The sequence below is a fragment of the Variovorax glucosi genome (genome assembly GCF_051216695.1).
Lineage (GTDB): Bacteria > Pseudomonadota > Gammaproteobacteria > Burkholderiales > Burkholderiaceae_C > Variovorax.
This window is the reverse complement of sequence record NZ_JBPJZE010000001.1, coordinates 601,081-619,663: the sequence shown is the minus strand read 5'-3', so window position 1 is coordinate 619,663 and position 18,583 is coordinate 601,081. Positions and strand designations below refer to the sequence as shown.

Genomic DNA, 18,583 nt, shown 5'->3' with positions numbered 1-18,583 from the left:
GTTGAATTGCATATGGTCAAAGAGAGGCCGCGAACGGGCCCTGCGCGGTGAATTCCACTTTGGGAAATCTCAGATCGGCGACGCCGAGGTTGTCCGGCCCGACTTCTCCGTGCCCCGCCGCATGCGCAGTCCATGCGCCTTTGGTCCCATGCGTGATTCCCGCCGCGTTCCAACGCGAATAACTCCCCGCGCCATTGATCAGCACTTCTTCTTTCGCCGTGATCGTGATTCGTTCGGCCGTATGTGTGATCTCCAGCTTTGCCAGCAAATGGACTGCGTTCTGCAGCGCGGTGATGTCGATGTCGCCGCTGGCTGCAACGAGGCGCATGCCGGCTTTGACGGCGAACAGGCGGATGGCTTCACGGGCGCTGGCGAGGAAGCTGCGGCCAGCGGAGATGCTGGTGTGGCCACCGCTGGTGATGGCTGTGTGCGTGCCGCTGGCGATGTGAGTGGATTCGGCAGCGGTGGACTCAATGCCCGCTGCGCTGGCGAGCACGAGGTGCGGTTGCGTCAGTTCAGGAAAGTTGCCCTCAGCGCCGCCGTTGCGGGAATCCGATCCGTTAGAACCGGCGGCGCTGCCTGTGCCGCTGGCCTTGCCGCGAGAGCCCTTGATCTCGTCGCACTGCGCTTGCAATGCATTCGCCACCGTCTCCTGATCGCCACCGTCCTGCGCTTGGGCCTGCTTGGCCGCATCAGACAGCTGCGCGTGCTGGTCCTGTGCTGCCGCGAGCCGGGCAACGCTCTCGGTCAATTCCTTCGCATGGCCGGCTGCTTTCGTCCGCGTTTCCGTCGTCAGCAGCAACCCATCACCAGCCCGCAGCACGCCATGCCCATCTGTCCGTAGTTCGAACCCTTCGCCCCGTGCGTCCTTGCGCCCCGCGTTGTCTTCAATCCGCGTCAGATATCCCAGCCCCAGGCTCGAACTCAAGTGATCGCTCTTGAGCTGCACTTGAATCTTCTTTGCCGTGTCATCGAGTACCAGATGGTTCGATCGCCCCATCGCGCTGTTCCCGCAGCCATCGACCAACTCCCGTGACCGGAACCCCGAGAGCGCCGACTGCCCCGGCAAGGCCCACGGTGGCATGTTCATCTGGTTGTGCACACGTCCGGTGCAGATCGGCAAATCGGGATCGCCGCCGATGAAAGAAACAAGCACTTCCTGGCCGACACGTGGCAGCTGGATGCCGCCAAGCTGATTCCCGGCCCACGGTGAACTCACGCGCAGCCAGCAGGTGCTGTTCTGATTCTTCTGGCCGATGCGATCCCAGGGGAACTGCACCTTGATTCGACCGAGCGAATCCGTCCAGATGTCCTGACCTTCAGGGCCGACGACCAGCGCTGTCTGCGGACCGTGGCTGAACGGCTTTGCGGGGACACCTTCGGGACGCAGCGGCTCGGTGACGGGATGCAGCACGAGTTCGGTCCGCACCTGCCAATGCTGCGAGCGATGACTGCCACCATCCACGCGCCGCTGGCTGTCCTGCCCTACGTCCTCGATCAGCAAAATTGCGTCAAGCACCAGGTGCTCGACGTTCGCAGCCTCTCTCGGATGACCGACCAGCCGGAATACGAAACCCGGTGCCATCCCGCGCAGATTGCCGCTGGCCTGAGCGCGCATGCCGGCCGTACGCAGCGCCTCCATCCGAAGCGATGCGATCTGCCGGCCTTCTTCATGGACATCGTTCAGATCCGATGCTTCAGGCGCAGCCCCTGCACCCGGCTGCGCGTAGTGGCTGTCGGCATGCCAGCGATAGACCTCGCCATCGGCTTGTGCTGTCGGTCCGGGATCGGTCTGGCTGACCGACAGATCGGCACGTGGCCTCAGGTAGTCGTAGTCGCGTGTCGTGTAGCGCCCGCTGGTCAGCCGGCTCACTGGCGCAAAGCTGTGCAGATACTCGGCATCAGTCTTCCAGCCCGGCGGGTGGTAGTCGACGTTGCGATAGGCCTCGCTGGGCATGGCTTGGAAGCCACCGATCGCATCGGTGAGGATCAGGCGATGCGGACCGATCGTCGCGTCATCGGCATCGGCAGAGCCATCGGCCCCCAACGGACCATGCTCGAAGTGAAAGCTGATTCCCCATTCGGAACACAGCCGGGCAAAGAAAGCAAAGTCCGTCTCATTGAACTGTGTCTGAAAGTCCCGCACCGGATAACGCTCCACCAGCCGCTTCTCGACCGGAAAGCCGTAATCGACGAGCACCTCATCCAGAATCTGAACAACTGTCTTGTTCTGGAAAATCCTGCAGTTTGTGCGCAGCGTCGCCAGATGCAACCAGGGTTTGAGCGTCAGCCGGATCTGGACATGGCGGCCTTCCTCGCCCCACAGACAAGCCTCGGTGACGATCGAATTGATCTCGCGAAGTCCGGCTCCGTCGAGCTCGATGCAGCATCCGATCTCGCGTCCGACCCAGCCGTCGAGGTCGACATCGATCGCATCGGCCAAGACGCCACCGAACGATCCCAACGCCTCGTCGGCCTTCAGATGCAGCTCATACGAGAACAGCGAATTCACGCCTTCGCGACCTGAAAGGCGAACCGGTGTCCAGACCGGCAATCCGAACCCAGATCCAGCCCTTGCCGGTTCCCCAAACGCAGGCAACCGAACCCTCAGCGTGCGCGTTCCCGCACCGCCTTCTCCATCGAAGATCGACATCCCAAAACCCCCTGAACCGGCCCTTCAAACGAGGGCTCGGCGGCATTATGGGAAGTTGTCCGAAAGAGGCTTACATCGGGGTGCGGTGCAAAGTACTAAACAAAACGCAGCATCAAATGCAACGTAATGCGAAGTGCCGATCCCGCAATTGCAGGCGCTCCGCCTTCAGCCGATCCTGCTCGTACCCGGACCTCGGCTGACGCGCGGCAGCGTCGATCGCGGCGATCGAAGTGCTCAGCCGGCCGCACTCTGCCGCACGCGAGCCGCCGCTATCCAGGCCCTGACCCTGGCCCTGGCCCTGTCCGTTAGATGCGACCTGCCGTTCGCGTTGTGCAGCGCCCTGTGCCACGGTCGCGTTGCTGCCGATCGATGCCTCGCGTGCCTCGCGGGTCATGCCGTCGACGATGTTGGTGTCGGGGCGCACCGTCATCACGCTGGTGAACGTGCCGGCCGGACAGGGACCATCGGAATAAGTGGCCGATCCGTTGCGCGAGGTGCATTTGGAGATCTGTTGTGCGCGCGGCTGGGGGCCGGTGCTCATTGCGGGGTCCACAGATCCGTTCGCCTCGGAGCCTTGCTGCGGTGCGGAAACCGCCGTCGGGATCGGCTGTGGCTGCGTCTGAGGCTGCGTCGACACCTGCATCACCTGCAGACCTGGCGCACCCTGCTGCGCATCCTGCAGCGCCGACCACACAGCCAGCGCCAGAAAAACGCCCGCGGCGATCAGCAGCAGCACCAGCAGCCAGAGCGACGAGCCGTTGGGCCGCAGCGCGCGCTCCCAGGCGCCGATGGGCGTGCGTTCTACGCCTGTCCAGTGCCCTCGATTCTTCATTTTTCCATGGCTCCTTCAGCGGGGAGGCGACGGCTGCGCCAGCACCCAGTTGGCAAGGACCTGCGATTCGTCTTCCGCCATGTGCGGCTGGCGCGGCATGATCACGCGGCCCCATTCGCCGACGCCGCCGTTGCGGATCTTGCCGGCGAGCCGTGCGGGCGCCGCAGCGTCGCTGCGATAACGGTCCGCGATCTGTGCGAAACCCGGTCCGACCTGTTTGTGCACCATGCCGTGGCAGGTCAGGCAGCTGTAGCGACCGACCAGCGCCTTGACTGTTTCCGGCGTCGTCTGGGCGCCAGCCAGACCGACGACGAGCACAACCCCTGTTGTCGCAATGACGGCCGAACGCAAACTTTTCTTCATGACGTCATTCCTTGACGGGCATCCTAGCGGTGCGTTTGTCGGGTTCTTGTCGGACATCGGCGTTCAGATTTCATTCATCGTCAAGACATAATTCAGGGAAATCTACGATTCATGCTGAAAAAATGAAGTTCCTCGAAGGCGGTGGCGATTCCGGCAGAGTGCTTCGATCCATCGACTGGAAAAAATCTCCGCTGGGCGATCCTTCCGGCTGGCCGCTTCAGCTTCGCACGCTGGTCGGCGTCATGCTCGAGGCCGGACAGGGCATCCTGATCGTCTGGGGACCGGAGCAGATCACGCTCTACAACGACAAATATGCCGAGATGCTCGGCGCCCGCCATCCGGGCGCGATGGGGCAGCGCTTCTGCGACGTCTGGTACGAAATCTGGGACCAGGTCGACCCGATCATCTCCGCCGCCTATGCCGGACGGGCCACGCAGATGGACGACATCGCGTTCGAGATGCTGCGCAACGGCTACCCCGAGGAAGCGCATTTTTCCTTTTCCTACACGCCGGTGCGCGACGAGAACGGCGAGGTCATGGGCATGTTCTGCGCCTGCAACGAACTGACCCAGCGCGTCAATGCCGAACGCGAAACGATGGCGCGCGCCCAGGAAACCGAGGAGCGGCTGCGCCAGGCACAGAAGATGGAAGCCGTCGGCCAGCTGACCGGCGGCATCGCGCACGACTTCAACAACATGCTGCAGGGCATCGTGATGCCGCTGCAGCTGATTCGCAAACGGGTCGAGCAGGCGCGCTACGAGGGCATCGACAAGTACGTCGAGGCCGGCATCGCCTCCGCGCGGCGCGCTTCTTCGCTGACGCAGCGGCTGCTGGCGTTCTCGCGGCGGCAGGCGCTCGACCAGAAGGTGTCGGACGTCGTCATGTCGATCCATGCCGTGGAACCGCTGGTGCGCACGACCTGCGGAGAAAACGTCGGCCTCAGCCTGCACCTGCCCGATGCGTTGTGGCGCGTGCGGACCGACACGCACCAGTTCGAGAGCGCGCTGCTCAACCTGGCCATCAACGCGCGCGACGCCATGCCCGACGGCGGCAACCTGAGCCTGCGGGCGCGCAACCTGCCGTTGTCGAGCGACGAACTGATCGGCACCGACCTGGCGCCGGGCGACTATGTCGAGGTCAGCGTCGCCGACACCGGTATCGGCATGCCGCCGGAAATCGTCTCGCGCGCCTTCGATCCGTTCTTCACGACCAAGCCGATCGGGCAGGGCACGGGTCTGGGGCTGTCGATGGTGTACGGCTACATCCGGCAGTCGGGCGGCTACGTGCTGATCGACAGCGAGGAGGGCGCGGGCACCACCATCCGGCTGCGCCTGCCGCGCGCCGAGGAAGAAGCACTGCAGGATGCCGAGTCGTCCGATGCGTCGGGCGACACCTGCGATCGCGATCAGGGCGGGCAGCGGGTGCTGGTGGCGGAAGACGACGAAGTGGTGCGGATGCTGGTCGTCGATCTGCTGCGCGACCGGGGCTATGTCGTGATCGAGGCGGTCGACGGCACCCAGGCGATGGCGATCCTGGCGCAGCCGTCGGCGTATTTCGACATCCTGCTCACCGACGTCGGACTGCCGGGTCCGAACGGCCGCCAGGTGGCCGACTACGCCCGCGAGCGCATGCCTGAAATCCGCATCCTGCTGATGACCGGCTATGCAGCGCAGGCCGCCACCGACGCCAATTTTCTCGGGCACGAGATGGCGCTGATCATCAAGCCCTTCGATCCGGATGTGCTGATCCGCAAAGTGGCCGAGCTGTAAGAGAAAAAAACGAAGGCTTGCGGAATCTGCGGATACTGTATAAAAATACAGTACTCGCAGATTTCGCCATGAGCCTTCCTCTCACCTCATCCTCCTACCCGTCCTTCGCTTCCGCCCGGCACAACGTCTGGCGCGGGGACGAGCTCGGCTCGGCCGATGCGCAGGTCATGACCACCGGCCATTCCGCGCTCGATGTCGAATTGCCGGGCGGCGGCTGGCCTGTGGGCGCGCTGACCGAGATCCTGCTGGGCGCGCCGGATGCGCATGTCTGGCAGCTGCTGCTGCCGGTGCTGGCACGGGCGGCCGGGGCGCGCAAGGGGCCGGTGGTGCTGATCGGCGCGCCGCACGAGCCTTTCGGGCCGGCGCTGGCAGCAGGCGGCCTGCCGTCGGAATCGCTGATGTGGGTCGGTGGCGGTTCGCCGGACCGTGGCGGTCGCACCGGCAGCACCGGCAGCACGTCGCAGTCGCACATGTGGGCCTGCGAGCAGGCGTTGCGCTGCGCCGACGTGGCGGCCGTCATGGCATGGCTGCCGCAGGCGCGGGTCGGTGAACTGCGGCGGCTGCAACTGGCGGCTGCGCAGCACGAGGGGCTGCTGTTCGTCTTCAGGCCCGAATCGGTGGCGCTGTCGGCATCGCCGGCGCGGCTGCGCATCCGGCTGGTATCGGCGGAGGGCGGGCAGATGGACGTCCACCTGCTCAAGCGCCGCGGCCCGCCGCTCGCGCAGCCGCTGACGCTGCCGGCGCGCAGCGAGCGCATCGTGGCGCTGCTCGCGGCCAGCCAGATGCGGCGCAAGCGCAGGCGGCAGCAGCAGGGCGAAACCGTCGATTCGAGCGATGCAGCCCACATCGCCACGGTGGTGCGCCTGGATCTGCGCAAGCCCAAACAGGGGGAAGTCCATGCAGTGGATCGCCTTGCGGTGGCTGCCTGAGGCCGAACCGGTGCCCGATGCGGTCGCGGGCGAAACCCTCGGCTGGTGGGCGCTGCAGTACACGCCGCGCGTCGCCTGGCTCGACGAAGCGCTGCTGATGGAAGTGTCGGCCTGCGAGCGGCTGTGGGGTGGCCGCCACGGGCTGATGCGGCGCATGAACATCGAGAATCCCGCGCCGGGTCACCGGCTGCAGCAGGCCAGGGGCGATACCGGCCTGGTCGCGCTGGCGCGGCTGCGCATGTTCGCGGCCGGCCGGCAGCCGCCCGCCGACGTGCCGGCCGCCCTGCCGCTCGGCACGCTCGGCGCCGCCCGCGAACATCTCGACGTGCTTGCGCGCATGGGCTGCCGCACCTGGGGCGATGTGGCGGCGCTGCCGCGCGGCGGGCTGTCGCGACGTTTCGGAGCCGGGTTGCGGGAGGCGCTCGACATGGCCTGGGGCCTGCATCCGGAGCGGCACACCTGGCTCACGCTGCCCGACGTTTTCGAGCAGAAGCTCGAACTGCCCGCGCTGGCCGAGAACGCATCCGGGCTGATGTGGTCGGCCAACCGCCTGCTGGCCGCGCTGCAGGTCTGGCTGCGCGCCCGGCAGCGCGGCGTGCTGGCGATCGAACTCGAATGGACGCTCGACATGCGCCGCTACAACGGCGTCGATCTGCCGCCGACACAGGCCGTCGCCGTGCGCACCGCCGAGCCAACGCAGGACATGGCGCATCTGCGGCGGCTGATGGGCGAACGCCTGGCACTGACCAGGCTCGCCGCGCCGGCCAGCTGGCTGCGGCTGCGTTCGGTCGAAACCTCGCCCTGGGCCGGCGCCAGTACCAGTTTCCTGCCCGACGACAGCCGCAAGGGCGACAAGCTGCACGAACTGGTCGAGCGGCTGAGTGCGCGACTCGGGCCGCAGCAGGTGCGGGTGCCGGTTCCGCATGCCGACCATCGACCCGAATGCATGCAGAGCTGGCGACCGGCGTTGCGCGGCAAGGGCGAAGCGGCGTCTGCAAACGCCTCTCCCGCAGCCTCGCAGCCCGACGCGGTCTTTCCCGCCTGGCTGCTGCGCGATCCGCCGCGCCTCGAAATGCGCGACGGCCGGCCCTGGTATTTCGGTCGGCTGCGCCTGCTGATGGGCCCGCAGCGCCGGGAAGGCGGCTGGTGGATCGACGACGCGATGCAAAAGGAAGGCGGTCGGCCGGCGATGCGCGACTACTTCATCGCCGAAAGCCCGGAGGCCGGACTGGTCTGGGTGTTCCGCGAAAACCTTCACTGGTTCCTGCAGGGGATCTATGCCTGAACTCACCGACAAGCAGATCAGGGCCCGTTTTCTGGCCCGTCACCCGGCCAGGCTCCATGTGCTGCCGCAGCGCGCGGTTTCTTGTGCGTCGCCCGAACTTCCGGCGTATGCCGAGCTGCATTGCCTCACCAATTTCAGTTTCCAGCGCGGCGCCTCGCGGCCGGGGGAGCTGGTTGCGCAGGCCTACCAGCTCGGTTACGACGCGCTGGCGATCACCGACGAATGCTCGGTCGCTGGCATCGTGCGGGCGCATGTCGCGCTGCGCGAGCATGCGGAAGCGATGGCGGACTGGGAGCTCGCGCATCCCGAAGCGCCGCCGCTCGCGCGCAATCCGGATTTCCGGCTGCTGTTCGGCAGCGAGTTCGACTTCGGGCACTTCCGGCTGGTGGCGATCGCGCACGACCTCGAAGGCTGGGGGAATCTTTGCGAATTCATCACGGCCGCCCGCACGACGAAGGCGCCCAAGGGACAGTACCGCGTCTGCTGGGAAGACGGCAGCGCCGCCGCGCTCGCACACTGCGAAATCCTCTTCGTGCCGAAGCGCCAGCCCGGCGGCGCGATCGACCGCCTCACGCTGGGCGCCGATCTCGCCGAAGCGAAGGCGATGTTCGGAATCCATCTCTGGATCGCCGTCGAACTGCTGAACGAGCTCGACGACGACCTCTGGCTGATGACGCTGGAAGAGCTTGGCGATGCCGGCGGCATTCCGCGTGTCGCGGCGGGCGACATCCACATGCACAAGCGGTCGCGCAAGCCATTGCAGGACGTGATCACCGCGATCCGCGAGGGCCGGCCGGTGGCCGAATGCGGCTTCGCGCTGCAGGGGAATGCGGAGCGGCACCTGCGTTCGCGCGTGCGGCTGGCGAATCTGTATCCGCCGGAAATGCTCGCGAACACGCTGGAAGTGATGGCGCGCTGCAGATTCGATCCAGACGAGATCAAGCAGCACTACCAGTATCCGCTGGAGTTGCTCGGCAACGGCGAAACGCCCGCCCAGACGCTGGTGCGCAAGACCTGGGAGGGCGCCGAGGAACGCTATCCGGACGGCTTGCCCGACCGGGTGCGCAAGCAGCTGGAACACGAACTGGAACTCATCGTCGAGAAGCACTACGAGATGTTCTTTCTCACCGTGGAAGACATCGTCCGTTTCGCGCGTTCCGAGAAAATTCTCTGTCAGGGGCGCGGCTCTTCGGCAAATTCGGCGGTCTGTTTCTGCCTCGGCATCACGGCGATCAATCCGGAAGTCGGTCATCTGCTGTTCGAGCGTTTCCTGAGCCGGGAGCGCGACGAGCCGCCGGACATCGACGTCGATTTCGAACACCAGCGGCGCGAAAAGGTCATCCAGTACATCTACGGGAAGTACGGCCGCGAGCGCGCGGCCATCGCGGCGGTGGTGATCTGCTACCGCTCACGCAGCGCGCTGCGCGATGTCGGCAAGGCGATGGGTGTCGATGCGCGGCTGGTCGACGAATTCGCCAAGGACCACTACTGGTTCGATCAGACGATTCTCGAAGACCGAATGGAGGAGGCGATGACGCGCGCCGGTGTGCGCGAACAGCCGCTGCGACTGCGCCAGTGGCTCGAACTCACAGAGCAGCTCAAGGGATTTCCGCGCCACCTGAGCCAGCACGTCGGCGGCTTCGTGCTGACGCAGACCAAGCTCACGCGGCTGGTGCCGGTGGAGAACGCGTCGATGCCCGATCGCTCGATCATCCAGTGGGAAAAGGACGATCTCGAGGCGATGGGCATGCTGAAGGTCGACGTGCTGGCGCTCGGCATGCTGAGCGCGATCCGGCGTTCGCTCGACTTCATGAACCAGTGGCGCGGCACCGCGACGGAAATGCACCAGATACCCGACGACGATCCGAAGGTCTACGACATGATCTGCGCCGCCGATACGGTCGGCGTGTTCCAGATCGAGAGCCGGGCGCAGATGTCGATGCTGCCGCGCCTGCAGCCGCGGGTTTTCTACGATCTGGTGGTCGAGGTCGCGATCGTGCGGCCGGGACCGATCCAGGGCGGCATGGTGCATCCGTACCTCAGGAACCGGGAAAAGATCCGGCGCGGCGAAACCATCGAATACCGTTATCCGAAGCTGAAGGAAGCGCTCGGACGCACGCTCGGCGTGCCGATCTTCCAGGAGCAGGTGATGCAGATCGCGATGATCGCAGCGCGCTTCTCCCCCGGCGAGGCCGACGCCCTGCGCCGTGCGATGGCGGCGTGGAAGCAGGCTGGCCGGATCGAGAAGTTTCAGGACAAGCTGATCAACGGCATGGTCAAGAACGGCTACGACCGGTTGTTTGCGGAAGCCATCTTCAGCCAGGTGAAGGGGTTCGGCGAATACGGTTTCCCGGAAAGCCACGCGGCCAGTTTTGCGAAGCTGGTGAGCGTGAGCTGCTGGCTGAAATTTCATGAGCCGGCGTGTTTCCTGGCTGCGATGCTGGATTCGCAGCCGATGGGCTTTTATTCGGCGTCGCAGCTGGTACAGGACGCGCGGCGGCACGGGGTGGAGGTGCGGGCGGTGGATGTGACGGTGAGCGGATTCGACAGTACGCTGGAAGGAGCAATGCGTGAGGGGCATCCGGCGGTGAGGCTGGGGTTGGGTAGGATCGTTTCCTTGAGCAGAGCCGGTGCCGAGCGCCTGCTGAAGGCCCGCGCCGTCGCGCCTTTCACCAGCACCGAGGATCTCGCACTGCGCGCCGATCTCGACAGCCGCGACATGGCTGCGCTGGCCGGTGCCGATGCGCTGATGGCGCTGTCGGGGCATCGCCGGCAGCAGGTCTGGGACGCCACCGCGCAGCGCCGCACGACGGCGCTGCTCAAGGGCGTGCCGATCCGCGAGGAAGCGCTGCAACTGCCGATCGCCACCGAAGGCGAGGAAATCGTCGGCGACTACGCATCGCTCAACCTCACGTTGCGCCGCCATCCGCTGGCGCTGCTGCGGCCGCGCTTTGCACGCATGAAGCTGCTGAGCGCCGACGAACTCCACGACCTGCCCGACGGCCGTGTCGTGCGCGCCTGCGGCATCGTCACGATGCGCCAGCGACCCGGCACGGCCAAGGGCACGATCTTCGTGTCGCTGGAAGACGAGACCGGCATCGTCAACGTCATCGTCTGGAACGATCTGGTCGAGGAAGAGCGCGAGCCGCTGCTCAAGGCCAAGCTGCTGGCGGTACAGGGCATCTGGCAGCGCAACACGGCCGGCGGCGGGCAGGTGAGGCATCTGCTCGCACGCCGATTCAAGGACCTGACGCCGTTGCTGGGCCGGTTGGCCGACAGCCGGCGAAGCAGGGACTTTCACTGATGCCGAGCAATACGCCGGCGTGTCATCTTTAATCGGGCCCAATGGCTTTTTCAGATTCAACAGAAAACCCGGAAGCGACGCCTGTCGTGCTCGGGCGCATTCATGCGCGTCGGCTGAGAGAGATGTACCGGTCGTCCGGCTGGCCGTGCTGCGACGCCGTCGAGATCGATCTTCTGGCCGCCGGACTGCTGGAACGGCGCACATCCGCGCTCGGGCACGAAACCTTGCGCGTCACCGACAGCGGCATCGCGCACATCGCGGGCTCGCTGCGCGTGAACCGCGCGGCGCTGTCCGACCACGAGGCGCTGGTCGAGCAGGTCGCGCGCGAGATGACGCGTTCCGGGCGCATCGCCTGGCGCGGCATCGGCTTGCGGGCGCAACTGCCGCCGCTGGAGGAGGGCGGTCCGCACCGCTGGTGCATCGCGCGGCCGGATGTGTTTTCGATCCGCAACACCAGCGTCGAAGCTTATGCGCAGCCCATCGTTCACGAGATCAAGGTGCGTCGCTCCGACCTCATCGCCGATCTGCGCAAGCCGGACAAGCGCGCCGCCTATCTGGAGCTCGGCGGCGAATGCTGGTACGTGCTCGGTCGTGATGCCAAGGACCGGCCGATCGCCTCGCCCGACGAGGTGCCCGTCGAATGCGGCGTGCTGATGCTGGAGGGCGGGCGCCTGGTCGTCGCCCGGCCGGCCGTGCATCGCGCCATGCCGCGCATGCCGTTCGCCGTCTGGATGACGCTTGCCAAGACACAGCCGGTCGCGGGATTCGACGAGGATGTGCAGGGATTGCTGACGCCTCTGCATGACGAAATCGAAATGCAAACCGCTTGCAATAACTAATTCCAATTGTAAACTGCGACGTCTGTGAGTTGTTGCGGACATGTCGGGCCAACGTCGGTTCGACATTGCCCGCATCAGACGAGGAGCGCAGATGCAACCCGTTCTTGAATTCGTGAAGCATCATTCGCGCTCCTTTACCTACAGCGTTCGTGCACCCCGGATGGGTGGCGTGGATCCGGCGCCGTGCTACGTCGACCGTGGCCACATTTCGCTGGCAGCCTGCCTTTTCGATGCAGCCCAGGCGCTGAGCATCAATTTTTCGCGCTTCTGCGTGCACTATCAAGGCGTTTGCATGGGCGAGATCGACGGTCGCCAACTCGGCATTTTTGCCGAACGCATTGCTGGCGAATGGATGGTTGCCGACGAACGCCGGAATGCGACTCCGTTTCAACCCTGATCTGATCGACCGAATGCAGACGCAGCCTCCCCGCCGTACCGATTTCTTGGCGCTCCAGAAAATGGAGACCCGCTGGGCCGACAACGACGCCTACGGTCATGTCAACAACGTCGTCTATTACGCATTCTTCGACAGTGCGGTGAACCGGCACCTGATCGAGCACGGCGTGCTGCAGATCGGCACCAGCCCGGTCATCGGCCTGGTGGTCGAGTCGCAGTGCAAATATTTCTCGTCGATCGGCTTTCCGGACGTGGTCACCGTCGGCTTGCGCGTGGCGCACCTCGGCAACAGCAGCGTGCGCTACGAGATCGCGATTTTCCGCAACGATGCAGAGGTCGCCTCGGCACTGGGCCACTTCGTCCATGTCTACGTCGACCGCGAAAGCAGCCGGCCGACGACGATTCCGGACGGCACCCGCGCCGTGCTGGCGGCACTGATGCTGCCTGACGCCGGCCTGCGCTAGGTCCACGCTAGATCACGAAATCCATTTCGACACCGGAATCGCTGCCGCGCGTATCCGACGCGACCAGGAAGCCATCCGGCGGCATCGGACGTCCGTGCAGCCAGCCCTGCTGCGACGGACATCCGTGGGTCGCCAGGAACTGCGACTGTTCGCTGGTCTCCACGCCCTCCGCTACGACGTGCAGCCCGAGGTGCGAGCCCATCGAGAGGATCGAGCAGACGATGCCGGCGCTGGCGACGTCGTGCGGCAGGCCGACGATGAAGCTGCGGTCGATCTTGATTTCGTAGAGCGGCAGCTGGCGCAGGTAGCCGAGGCTCGAAAAGCCGGTGCCGAAATCGTCGATCGAGAACCGCACGCCCATGGCGACCAGTTCGTGCAGGCGTCCGGTCACGCGGTTCACGTCGGTGATCAGCAAGCCTTCGGTGATTTCGAGGATCAGTCCGTCGGCCGGCGCACGGCTGGCTTCCAGCGCCTGACGCACGTGGGAGACGAAGTCCAGGTGATTGAACTGCACCGGACTGATGTTGATCGCCATTGTCTGCCGGCCGCCGTCCTTGCGCAGATCGACCAGGATCTCGCAGCCCGCGTGCAGCACCCAGATGCCCAGGTCGATGATGGCGCCGCAGGATTCGGCGAGCGGTATGAACTGGTCCGGCGGCACCAGTCCGCGTGTCGGATGACGCCAGCGCAGCAGCGCTTCGCCCCCGCTCACGATGCCCTCGCAGTCGACCTGCGGCTGAACATGCAGGAACATCTGCGGCGATCCGATGGCCGCGCGCAGGTCTTCCTCGAGCGACAGCTGATCGTGGAACCCGGCCATCATGGCCTGCTCGAAGAAGACCAGGCTGCCGCTGCCCGAGGCTTTCGAGCGCCGCAGCGCCAGCTGGGCTTCGCGCAGGACGACCAGTCCGTCCGCAGCGCGAGAATCGATCAGGCTGACGCCGGCGCTGGCATGGACGGCGACGGTGCAGGAGCTCAGCCGGAAAGGTTCCGAGAGGCAGTTCAGCAGCGTGGCCGCCACGGCCTCGGCGATGCGCCTGGCTTCCTCGTCGCCCGAGACGCCAACGCCGCCGGCCGAGACCACCGCCACGAATTCGTCGCCGCCGGTTCGCGCGATCAGGTCGGTGCGTCGCAGGACGGAATCGAATCGACGCGCGGCCTCGCACAGCACCTCGTCGCCGATGTGCGATCCGTGGGCTACGTTCAGCAGCTTGAACTGGTCGATGTCCAGGCAGATCACTGCCACCCGTTCGGCACCGTGGATCACCCGTGCGTGCGCCGAGGCGAGCTGATCGACGAGCTGCCGGCGGCTCAACAGACCCGTCAGGGCGTCGCGCTGTGCCTCCCGCGCTTCCGGAGCTTCCGGGCCATCCCGCAGGTCCGGGAAGGCCTGCCACATCAGGGCAGCCTCGGAGGTGTTTTCGCCGTAGGACGAATCGCCCGTCTCGGCGATGACGAATCCGCCCTTGCCGGATTGCTTGACCGCATACATGGCTGCGTCGGCGGCATGGATCAGCGTCTTCGAATTGGTGGCGTGCAGCGGATAGCTCGCCACCCCCACGCTCGCGCCGACGCGGGCGAGTTCGCCGTTCGGCAGTTCGAATGCGACCTTGAAGCTGTCGATCAGGCGCGCGGCCAGCTCGCCGATGCTCGGATGCGTCGCCTCGAAGCCCGCGATCATCACCACCAGCTCGTCGCCGCCCAGGCGCCCGACCAATTCGCAGCTGCGCTGGAACAGCGCGCGCAGCCGGTTGGCCGCTTCCACCAGCACCGCGTCTCCGGCGGCATGGCCCCAGCGGTCGTTGACGCTCTTGAAGCCGTCGAGATCGATGAACATCAGCGTGACGGCGCCTTCGCTCAGGCGCGCGGTGTGCACGTGCTGCCCCAGCGACGACTCGATGAAGGCGCGGCTCTTGAGGCCGGTGAGCGCGTCATGTTCGGCGCGATGGTGCGCATCGTGTTCCTGCTGCTTGCGCTGCGTGATGTCGTAGAGCACGCCCTCCACGCGATGCCGGCCGGATGCCGGGTCGACGATGGCCGAGACCATGCAGTGCGCCCACAGCGTGCTGCCGTCGCTGCGCACGAGTTCCAGATCCTCTGCTTCCGGCTGGGCCGACGCCCGCGCGCGCTCGACGAGCAGCACCAGCTGTTCGGGCTCGAAGAACATCGTCTCGGCGAAGTCGGCGATCCCGGCGATGTGCGTGGCGTCCAGCGTGTCCGCCGACATCCCCAGAAGCCGGCTCATCGCCGGGTTTGCCTGCAGCAGCTTGCCCTCGGCCGACAGAATGAAGATGCCCGCGCTGGTCGAATCGAAGATGCCGCGGTACCGGGCTTCCAGTGCGGTGATCTCCCCGCGCATGGCGCGTTCGCGCTCCATCGCATCCTGCTGCAGATCGAGCAGGCGGTTGGCCGCCGCCATCACGACGCCGACTTCGTCGCGCGCATGCTGGCGCTCGATGATCAGGCGCTGAGGGCTGCCCGGTTCGATGCGTTCGAGTGCATCGGCAAGCCTGTGCATCGGCCGCGACAGCAACCGGCTCGCCAGCGCGTTGAAGACGGTCAGCACGCTCGCCAGCAGCACGATCAGCGCGCCGACCAGGATGCTCGCCTGCTGACGCGCCTCGGCCGCCAGCCGGGTGGAATCCAGCCAGACCTGCAGGCGCCCGATCGTCTCTTCTTTGTTGAACGGCGAGGTCAGCGTCGATTCGACCGGCGGCGAGTCCATGTCGGCGCGACCGACGGATGCGAGCGGGCTCCTGGCAGAGACCATCTGGCGGCCGTTGATGTCCAGCACGCCGACGCGTGCGACCGACGGGTGGTGCGCCAGCCCGTCGACGAGTTCCTTGAGCAGCACCTCGTCGCGCGCATACACGCCGACGGTCATCGTCTTCTGGACTGCGCCGACGATCGCGCGGGCCGATGCCTCGCCGGCCTCGACATAGTGCGACTTGGCGCTGTGATAGGCGATCAGGGCGACCACCGCCGCCAGAACGACGGCGATGGCGAGCATCGCGTTCCTGAAACGTGCGTGCAGGCTGCGGCTGTGGCGATGATTTCTCACGACGTCGGATTCGGAATGCGTCAAGGGAGGCGCAGCACCACGCGCACCGCAGGGCTCTGGGGCTCGCGCAGCACATAGCCGATGGCCGCAGGGTCGGCTCGCAGCCGCTGGATCACGGCGCCGTCGTCGCCGACGGCCTGCGGCGGCTGGACCTGGCCGGTGAAATGCAGACGCGCCCAGTAACTGTTGATGCGGGCGATGTCCATGCCGGTGAGCGCCTGATAGAAGTCGGCGCGCGCCGGTCCGTCGCGCTGCTGGTCGATCGGCGTCGCCGTGTCGCTGCCCGGCACGGTCCGGGTGCGGCCCGTGTAGAGAGCGAGAACGTCTTTCTGTTCGAGGGCACGCACCGGACTTTGCGCCGAGACGACCACGAAGATCGGCATCGGTTCCGCCGCGAGAGCCAGGCCCGTCCAGCCCGCCCACAACAACGCCGGTACGAACACCGATGCCACGAACGAGGCGGCAGATCCGGGTTTCGAAGAGATGTTTTCCATCATTGCCCCCAAACGAAGTCGACCAGCACCGACACGAGCGTGCCCTTTGCGGCGCGTCCGTCGGAATAGCGCCATCCGGCGCTGCCGTTGCGGTTTACATCGAACCGGTCGACCTGCAGCTTCAGGGCTGCGTTCTGCGCGAAGTCCCATCGCAGGCCGACGCCGACGGTCGCCTGGTCGTACCTGAAGTTGTTCCCGGCAGCGGCGGCGAAGCCTGCGATCGTCTGCGCCTGCTGCGCGCCTTCCGGTCCGATGAAAGGCGTCAGCGCATCGGCCAGTGCAGGTTCGGCCGCCGCGCTTTTCGTGGGCTTCACCCGGCTTGCGATGCCGTAATACGTGACCGCGCCGACGCGGTAGCCGGCGCTCACATAGCCGCGCCGGGCACTCAGCGGACTGCGCGGCACGTCGACCTGGCTGCCTTCCGCGACGAATGTCCACGGCCCGGTTTCGTACATGGCGGCGAGCCCGAAGTACTTTGCGGGACCGCCGCTCCAGAGGTTGGAGCCCAGGGGGCCGAGCGAGTCGGCCAGACCCGGCACCGGCAGTGCCGACAGTTCGTCCAGGCCCTGCTGCAACTGCGCGGCGCCCGCACCCGTGTTCACCCGCAGGCGACTGCGGAGAAATGTGGCCTTCATCAGCAGTCCGCCTTCTTCGCGGGTCAGGCTCAGCGCCATGACGTCCTTTCCCTTGAACTTCAGGCGCGTGCCGTCGGTGTCCGTCACGCTCGTGTCGACGGAGCCGGCGGTCGCCCGGGCGCGCCATGTCGAGTCGCCGGCACGCCAGCGCTGGTCGATGTCGATGCCGTCGATCGCGGCCAGCGGCACATTGCCGTAGAAATCGACGGGCGGCCGTGCCCAGGGCATCGCGAAGCCGACGTTGCGGCTGTCGGAGAACAGAAACAGATCGGGGCTGGTGCGACCGATGCGCACCCGCATGTCGGGCCAGAGCCGATAGCCGAGATACGCCCATTCGATGCTTTCGCTGGCCGGCGTGCCTGCGGGTCTGCGCAGCAAAACGCCCTGGATGCCACCTTCCCACTGCGAGCCCGACCGCCAGTCGAGCTGCAGACCCAGGCGCGAATCGGACAAGGCGCTGAGCTTCGAGGAGGAGCCCAGCTGGGTGCTGTTGCGCAGGAATCTCAGGTCGCCGCCGCCGGACTGGTCGACGACGCCCAGCGTGCCGAAACCGCTCAGGTTCCAGATGGATTCGGACCGGATCGGCGCAGGCACAGGCGCAGGCACAGAGACAGGCGTTTGCGCATCGGCCTGGGCAATTGCGGATGTGGAAAGCGGCGCGCCGATCAGCAGCGCGAGTACCGATGGTCCTGTGAAGCGCGGTACGTAAATTGAAGGTATTCGCTTGGATGGCATGTCGAAGGTCGTTGATGCGCTTTAGCGCTAACCTTGGTTTTCGACGATGCAAAGGCGAACTTGAGTCGTCGTACGACGCTTATTTGCACTACGGGACATGGGCACAAGACGATCGAACGCCTTTTCGCGCGAAGGCGTGCCATCGGGTCCGGCAGTGCATGGGGTTGCGACAAAAGAAAAGGAGATGCCGAAAGTGATTTCGGCATCTCCCAAAAGGTCGGTCGGAACGCTCCGAAACGGAGCGTGTCCCGAGCGGACTCGTTCGATTACTTCGGCAGCATGACCTTGTCGATCACGTGGATCACGCCGTTCGACTGGATCACATCGGCGATCGTCACGGTGGCCACATCGCCCTTCTCATCGGTCACGGTGACCTTGCCGCCCGTGCTCTTCACCGTCAGCGTGCCGCCGGCGACCGTCTTGAGCTTGGCCATGCCCTTGCCGGCCATGACTTCCTTCGACAGCGCGGCTGCATCGAGCTTGCCCGGCACGACGTGGTACGTGAGGATGCTGGTCAGCATCGCCTTGTTCTCTGGCTTCAGCAGCGTATCGACCGTGCCTGCCGGCAGTGCGGCGAAAGCCGCATTGGTCGGTGCGAAGACGGTGAACGGGCCCGGACCCTTGAGCGTTTCGACCAGACCTGCCGCCTTGACGGCAGCGACCAGCGTCGTGTGATCCTTGGAATTGACTGCGTTGTCGATGATGTCCTTGGTCGGAAGCATCGAAGCGCCACCGACCATCACCTGGGCCATGGCGGAAACGGCACCGACCGACAGCGCGACGGCGAGGGTGACTGAAGCGAGGCGGGAAAATTTGGCTTGCAT

14 protein-coding genes are annotated in these 18,583 nt (G+C 65.8%); 7 read left to right on the top strand and 7 right to left on the bottom strand.

The features are described from left to right. Nucleotides 1–16: 16 nt before the first annotated feature. From ACSFA3_RS03010 to ACSFA3_RS03000, 3 genes are all read right to left on the bottom strand, one after another. Nucleotides 17–2,653, bottom strand: a complete 2,637-nt coding sequence (locus ACSFA3_RS03010; protein WP_435503909.1) for a type VI secretion system Vgr family protein — start codon at nt 2,651–2,653, stop codon at nt 17–19. Nucleotides 2,654–2,765: 112 nt separating this feature from the next. Further along, nucleotides 2,766–3,485 (bottom strand): hypothetical protein, encoded by a 720-nt coding sequence (locus tag ACSFA3_RS03005; protein WP_435503908.1) that lies wholly within the window; start codon nt 3,483–3,485, stop codon nt 2,766–2,768. A gap of 15 nt (nt 3,486–3,500) precedes the next feature. Next, the gene (locus ACSFA3_RS03000) at nt 3,501–3,848 is read right to left on the bottom strand and encodes a c-type cytochrome (RefSeq protein ID WP_435503907.1); all 348 of its coding nucleotides are present in this window, start codon (nt 3,846–3,848) and stop codon (nt 3,501–3,503) included. 122 nt (nt 3,849–3,970) lie between these two features. Here ACSFA3_RS03000 and ACSFA3_RS02995 point away from each other — a divergent pair, with 122 nt between their 5' ends. From ACSFA3_RS02995 to ACSFA3_RS02965, 7 genes are all read left to right on the top strand, one after another. Then, nucleotides 3,971–5,617, top strand: coding sequence for an ATP-binding protein (locus tag ACSFA3_RS02995; RefSeq protein WP_435503906.1), 1,647 nt, complete (start codon nt 3,971–3,973; stop codon nt 5,615–5,617). A 68-nt stretch (nt 5,618–5,685) separates the two neighbouring features. Next, nucleotides 5,686–6,546: a translesion DNA synthesis-associated protein ImuA gene (imuA, locus tag ACSFA3_RS02990; protein ID WP_435503905.1), complete on the top strand. Its 861-nt coding sequence runs from the start codon at nt 5,686–5,688 to the stop codon at nt 6,544–6,546. Next, nucleotides 6,515–7,831, top strand: coding sequence for a Y-family DNA polymerase (locus ACSFA3_RS02985; RefSeq protein WP_435503904.1), 1,317 nt, complete (start codon nt 6,515–6,517; stop codon nt 7,829–7,831). The genes imuA and ACSFA3_RS02985 overlap by 32 nt, the downstream gene beginning before the upstream one ends. Continuing rightward, entirely contained in the window at nt 7,824–11,135 is a 3,312-nt protein-coding gene (locus ACSFA3_RS02980; protein WP_435503903.1) for an error-prone DNA polymerase, read from the top strand. Before ACSFA3_RS02985 ends, ACSFA3_RS02980 begins: the two co-directional genes overlap by 8 nt. A 41-nt stretch (nt 11,136–11,176) precedes the next feature. Further along, on the top strand, nt 11,177–11,974 hold the full coding sequence (locus ACSFA3_RS02975; protein ID WP_435503902.1) for a hypothetical protein: 798 nt from the start codon (nt 11,177–11,179) through the stop codon (nt 11,972–11,974). 91 nt (nt 11,975–12,065) lie between these two features. After that, entirely contained in the window at nt 12,066–12,371 is a 306-nt protein-coding gene (locus ACSFA3_RS02970; protein WP_435503901.1) for a hypothetical protein, read from the top strand. Nucleotides 12,372–12,384: 13 nt separating this feature from the next. Further along, nucleotides 12,385–12,834, top strand: a complete 450-nt coding sequence (locus ACSFA3_RS02965; protein ID WP_435503900.1) for an acyl-CoA thioesterase — start codon at nt 12,385–12,387, stop codon at nt 12,832–12,834. 7 nt (nt 12,835–12,841) lie between these two features. Here ACSFA3_RS02965 and ACSFA3_RS02960 read toward each other — a convergent pair whose 3' ends face one another. The 4 genes from ACSFA3_RS02960 to ACSFA3_RS02945 all read right to left on the bottom strand — a co-directional run bounded on the left by ACSFA3_RS02960 (nt 12,842) and on the right by ACSFA3_RS02945 (nt 18,583). Continuing rightward, the gene (locus tag ACSFA3_RS02960; protein ID WP_435503899.1) at nt 12,842–15,895 is read right to left on the bottom strand and encodes a sensor domain-containing protein; all 3,054 of its coding nucleotides are present in this window, start codon (nt 15,893–15,895) and stop codon (nt 12,842–12,844) included. Between the two features lie 20 nt (nt 15,896–15,915). Next, a complete protein-coding gene (locus ACSFA3_RS02955) occupies nt 15,916–16,389 on the bottom strand; it encodes a hypothetical protein (RefSeq protein ID WP_435503898.1) in 474 nt (157 codons plus the stop codon). Continuing rightward, a complete protein-coding gene (locus ACSFA3_RS02950; protein WP_435503897.1) occupies nt 16,389–17,759 on the bottom strand; it encodes a porin family protein in 1,371 nt (456 codons plus the stop codon). Before ACSFA3_RS02950 ends, ACSFA3_RS02955 begins: the two co-directional genes overlap by 1 nt. 266 nt (nt 17,760–18,025) lie before the next feature. Then, a complete protein-coding gene (locus tag ACSFA3_RS02945; RefSeq protein WP_435503896.1) occupies nt 18,026–18,583 on the bottom strand; it encodes a fasciclin domain-containing protein in 558 nt (185 codons plus the stop codon).

Coding starts and splice junctions, on each gene's coding strand:
- ACSFA3_RS03010 (WP_435503909.1), bottom strand. CDS start 2,653: ATGTCGATCTTCGATGGAGAAGGCGGTGCGGGAACGCGCACGCTGAGG.
- ACSFA3_RS02995 (WP_435503906.1), top strand. CDS start 3,971: ATGAAGTTCCTCGAAGGCGGTGGCGATTCCGGCAGAGTGCTTCGATCC.
- imuA (WP_435503905.1), top strand. CDS start 5,686: ATGAGCCTTCCTCTCACCTCATCCTCCTACCCGTCCTTCGCTTCCGCC.
- ACSFA3_RS02975 (WP_435503902.1), top strand. CDS start 11,177: ATGGCTTTTTCAGATTCAACAGAAAACCCGGAAGCGACGCCTGTCGTG.
- ACSFA3_RS02970 (WP_435503901.1), top strand. CDS start 12,066: ATGCAACCCGTTCTTGAATTCGTGAAGCATCATTCGCGCTCCTTTACC.
- ACSFA3_RS02965 (WP_435503900.1), top strand. CDS start 12,385: ATGCAGACGCAGCCTCCCCGCCGTACCGATTTCTTGGCGCTCCAGAAA.
- ACSFA3_RS02980 (WP_435503903.1), top strand. CDS start 7,824: ATGCCTGAACTCACCGACAAGCAGATCAGGGCCCGTTTTCTGGCCCGT.
- ACSFA3_RS02945 (WP_435503896.1), bottom strand. CDS start 18,583: ATGCAAGCCAAATTTTCCCGCCTCGCTTCAGTCACCCTCGCCGTCGCG.
- ACSFA3_RS02950 (WP_435503897.1), bottom strand. CDS start 17,759: ATGCCATCCAAGCGAATACCTTCAATTTACGTACCGCGCTTCACAGGA.
- ACSFA3_RS03005 (WP_435503908.1), bottom strand. CDS start 3,485: ATGAAGAATCGAGGGCACTGGACAGGCGTAGAACGCACGCCCATCGGC.
- ACSFA3_RS03000 (WP_435503907.1), bottom strand. CDS start 3,848: ATGAAGAAAAGTTTGCGTTCGGCCGTCATTGCGACAACAGGGGTTGTG.
- ACSFA3_RS02985 (WP_435503904.1), top strand. CDS start 6,515: ATGCAGTGGATCGCCTTGCGGTGGCTGCCTGAGGCCGAACCGGTGCCC.
- ACSFA3_RS02955 (WP_435503898.1), bottom strand. CDS start 16,389: ATGGAAAACATCTCTTCGAAACCCGGATCTGCCGCCTCGTTCGTGGCA.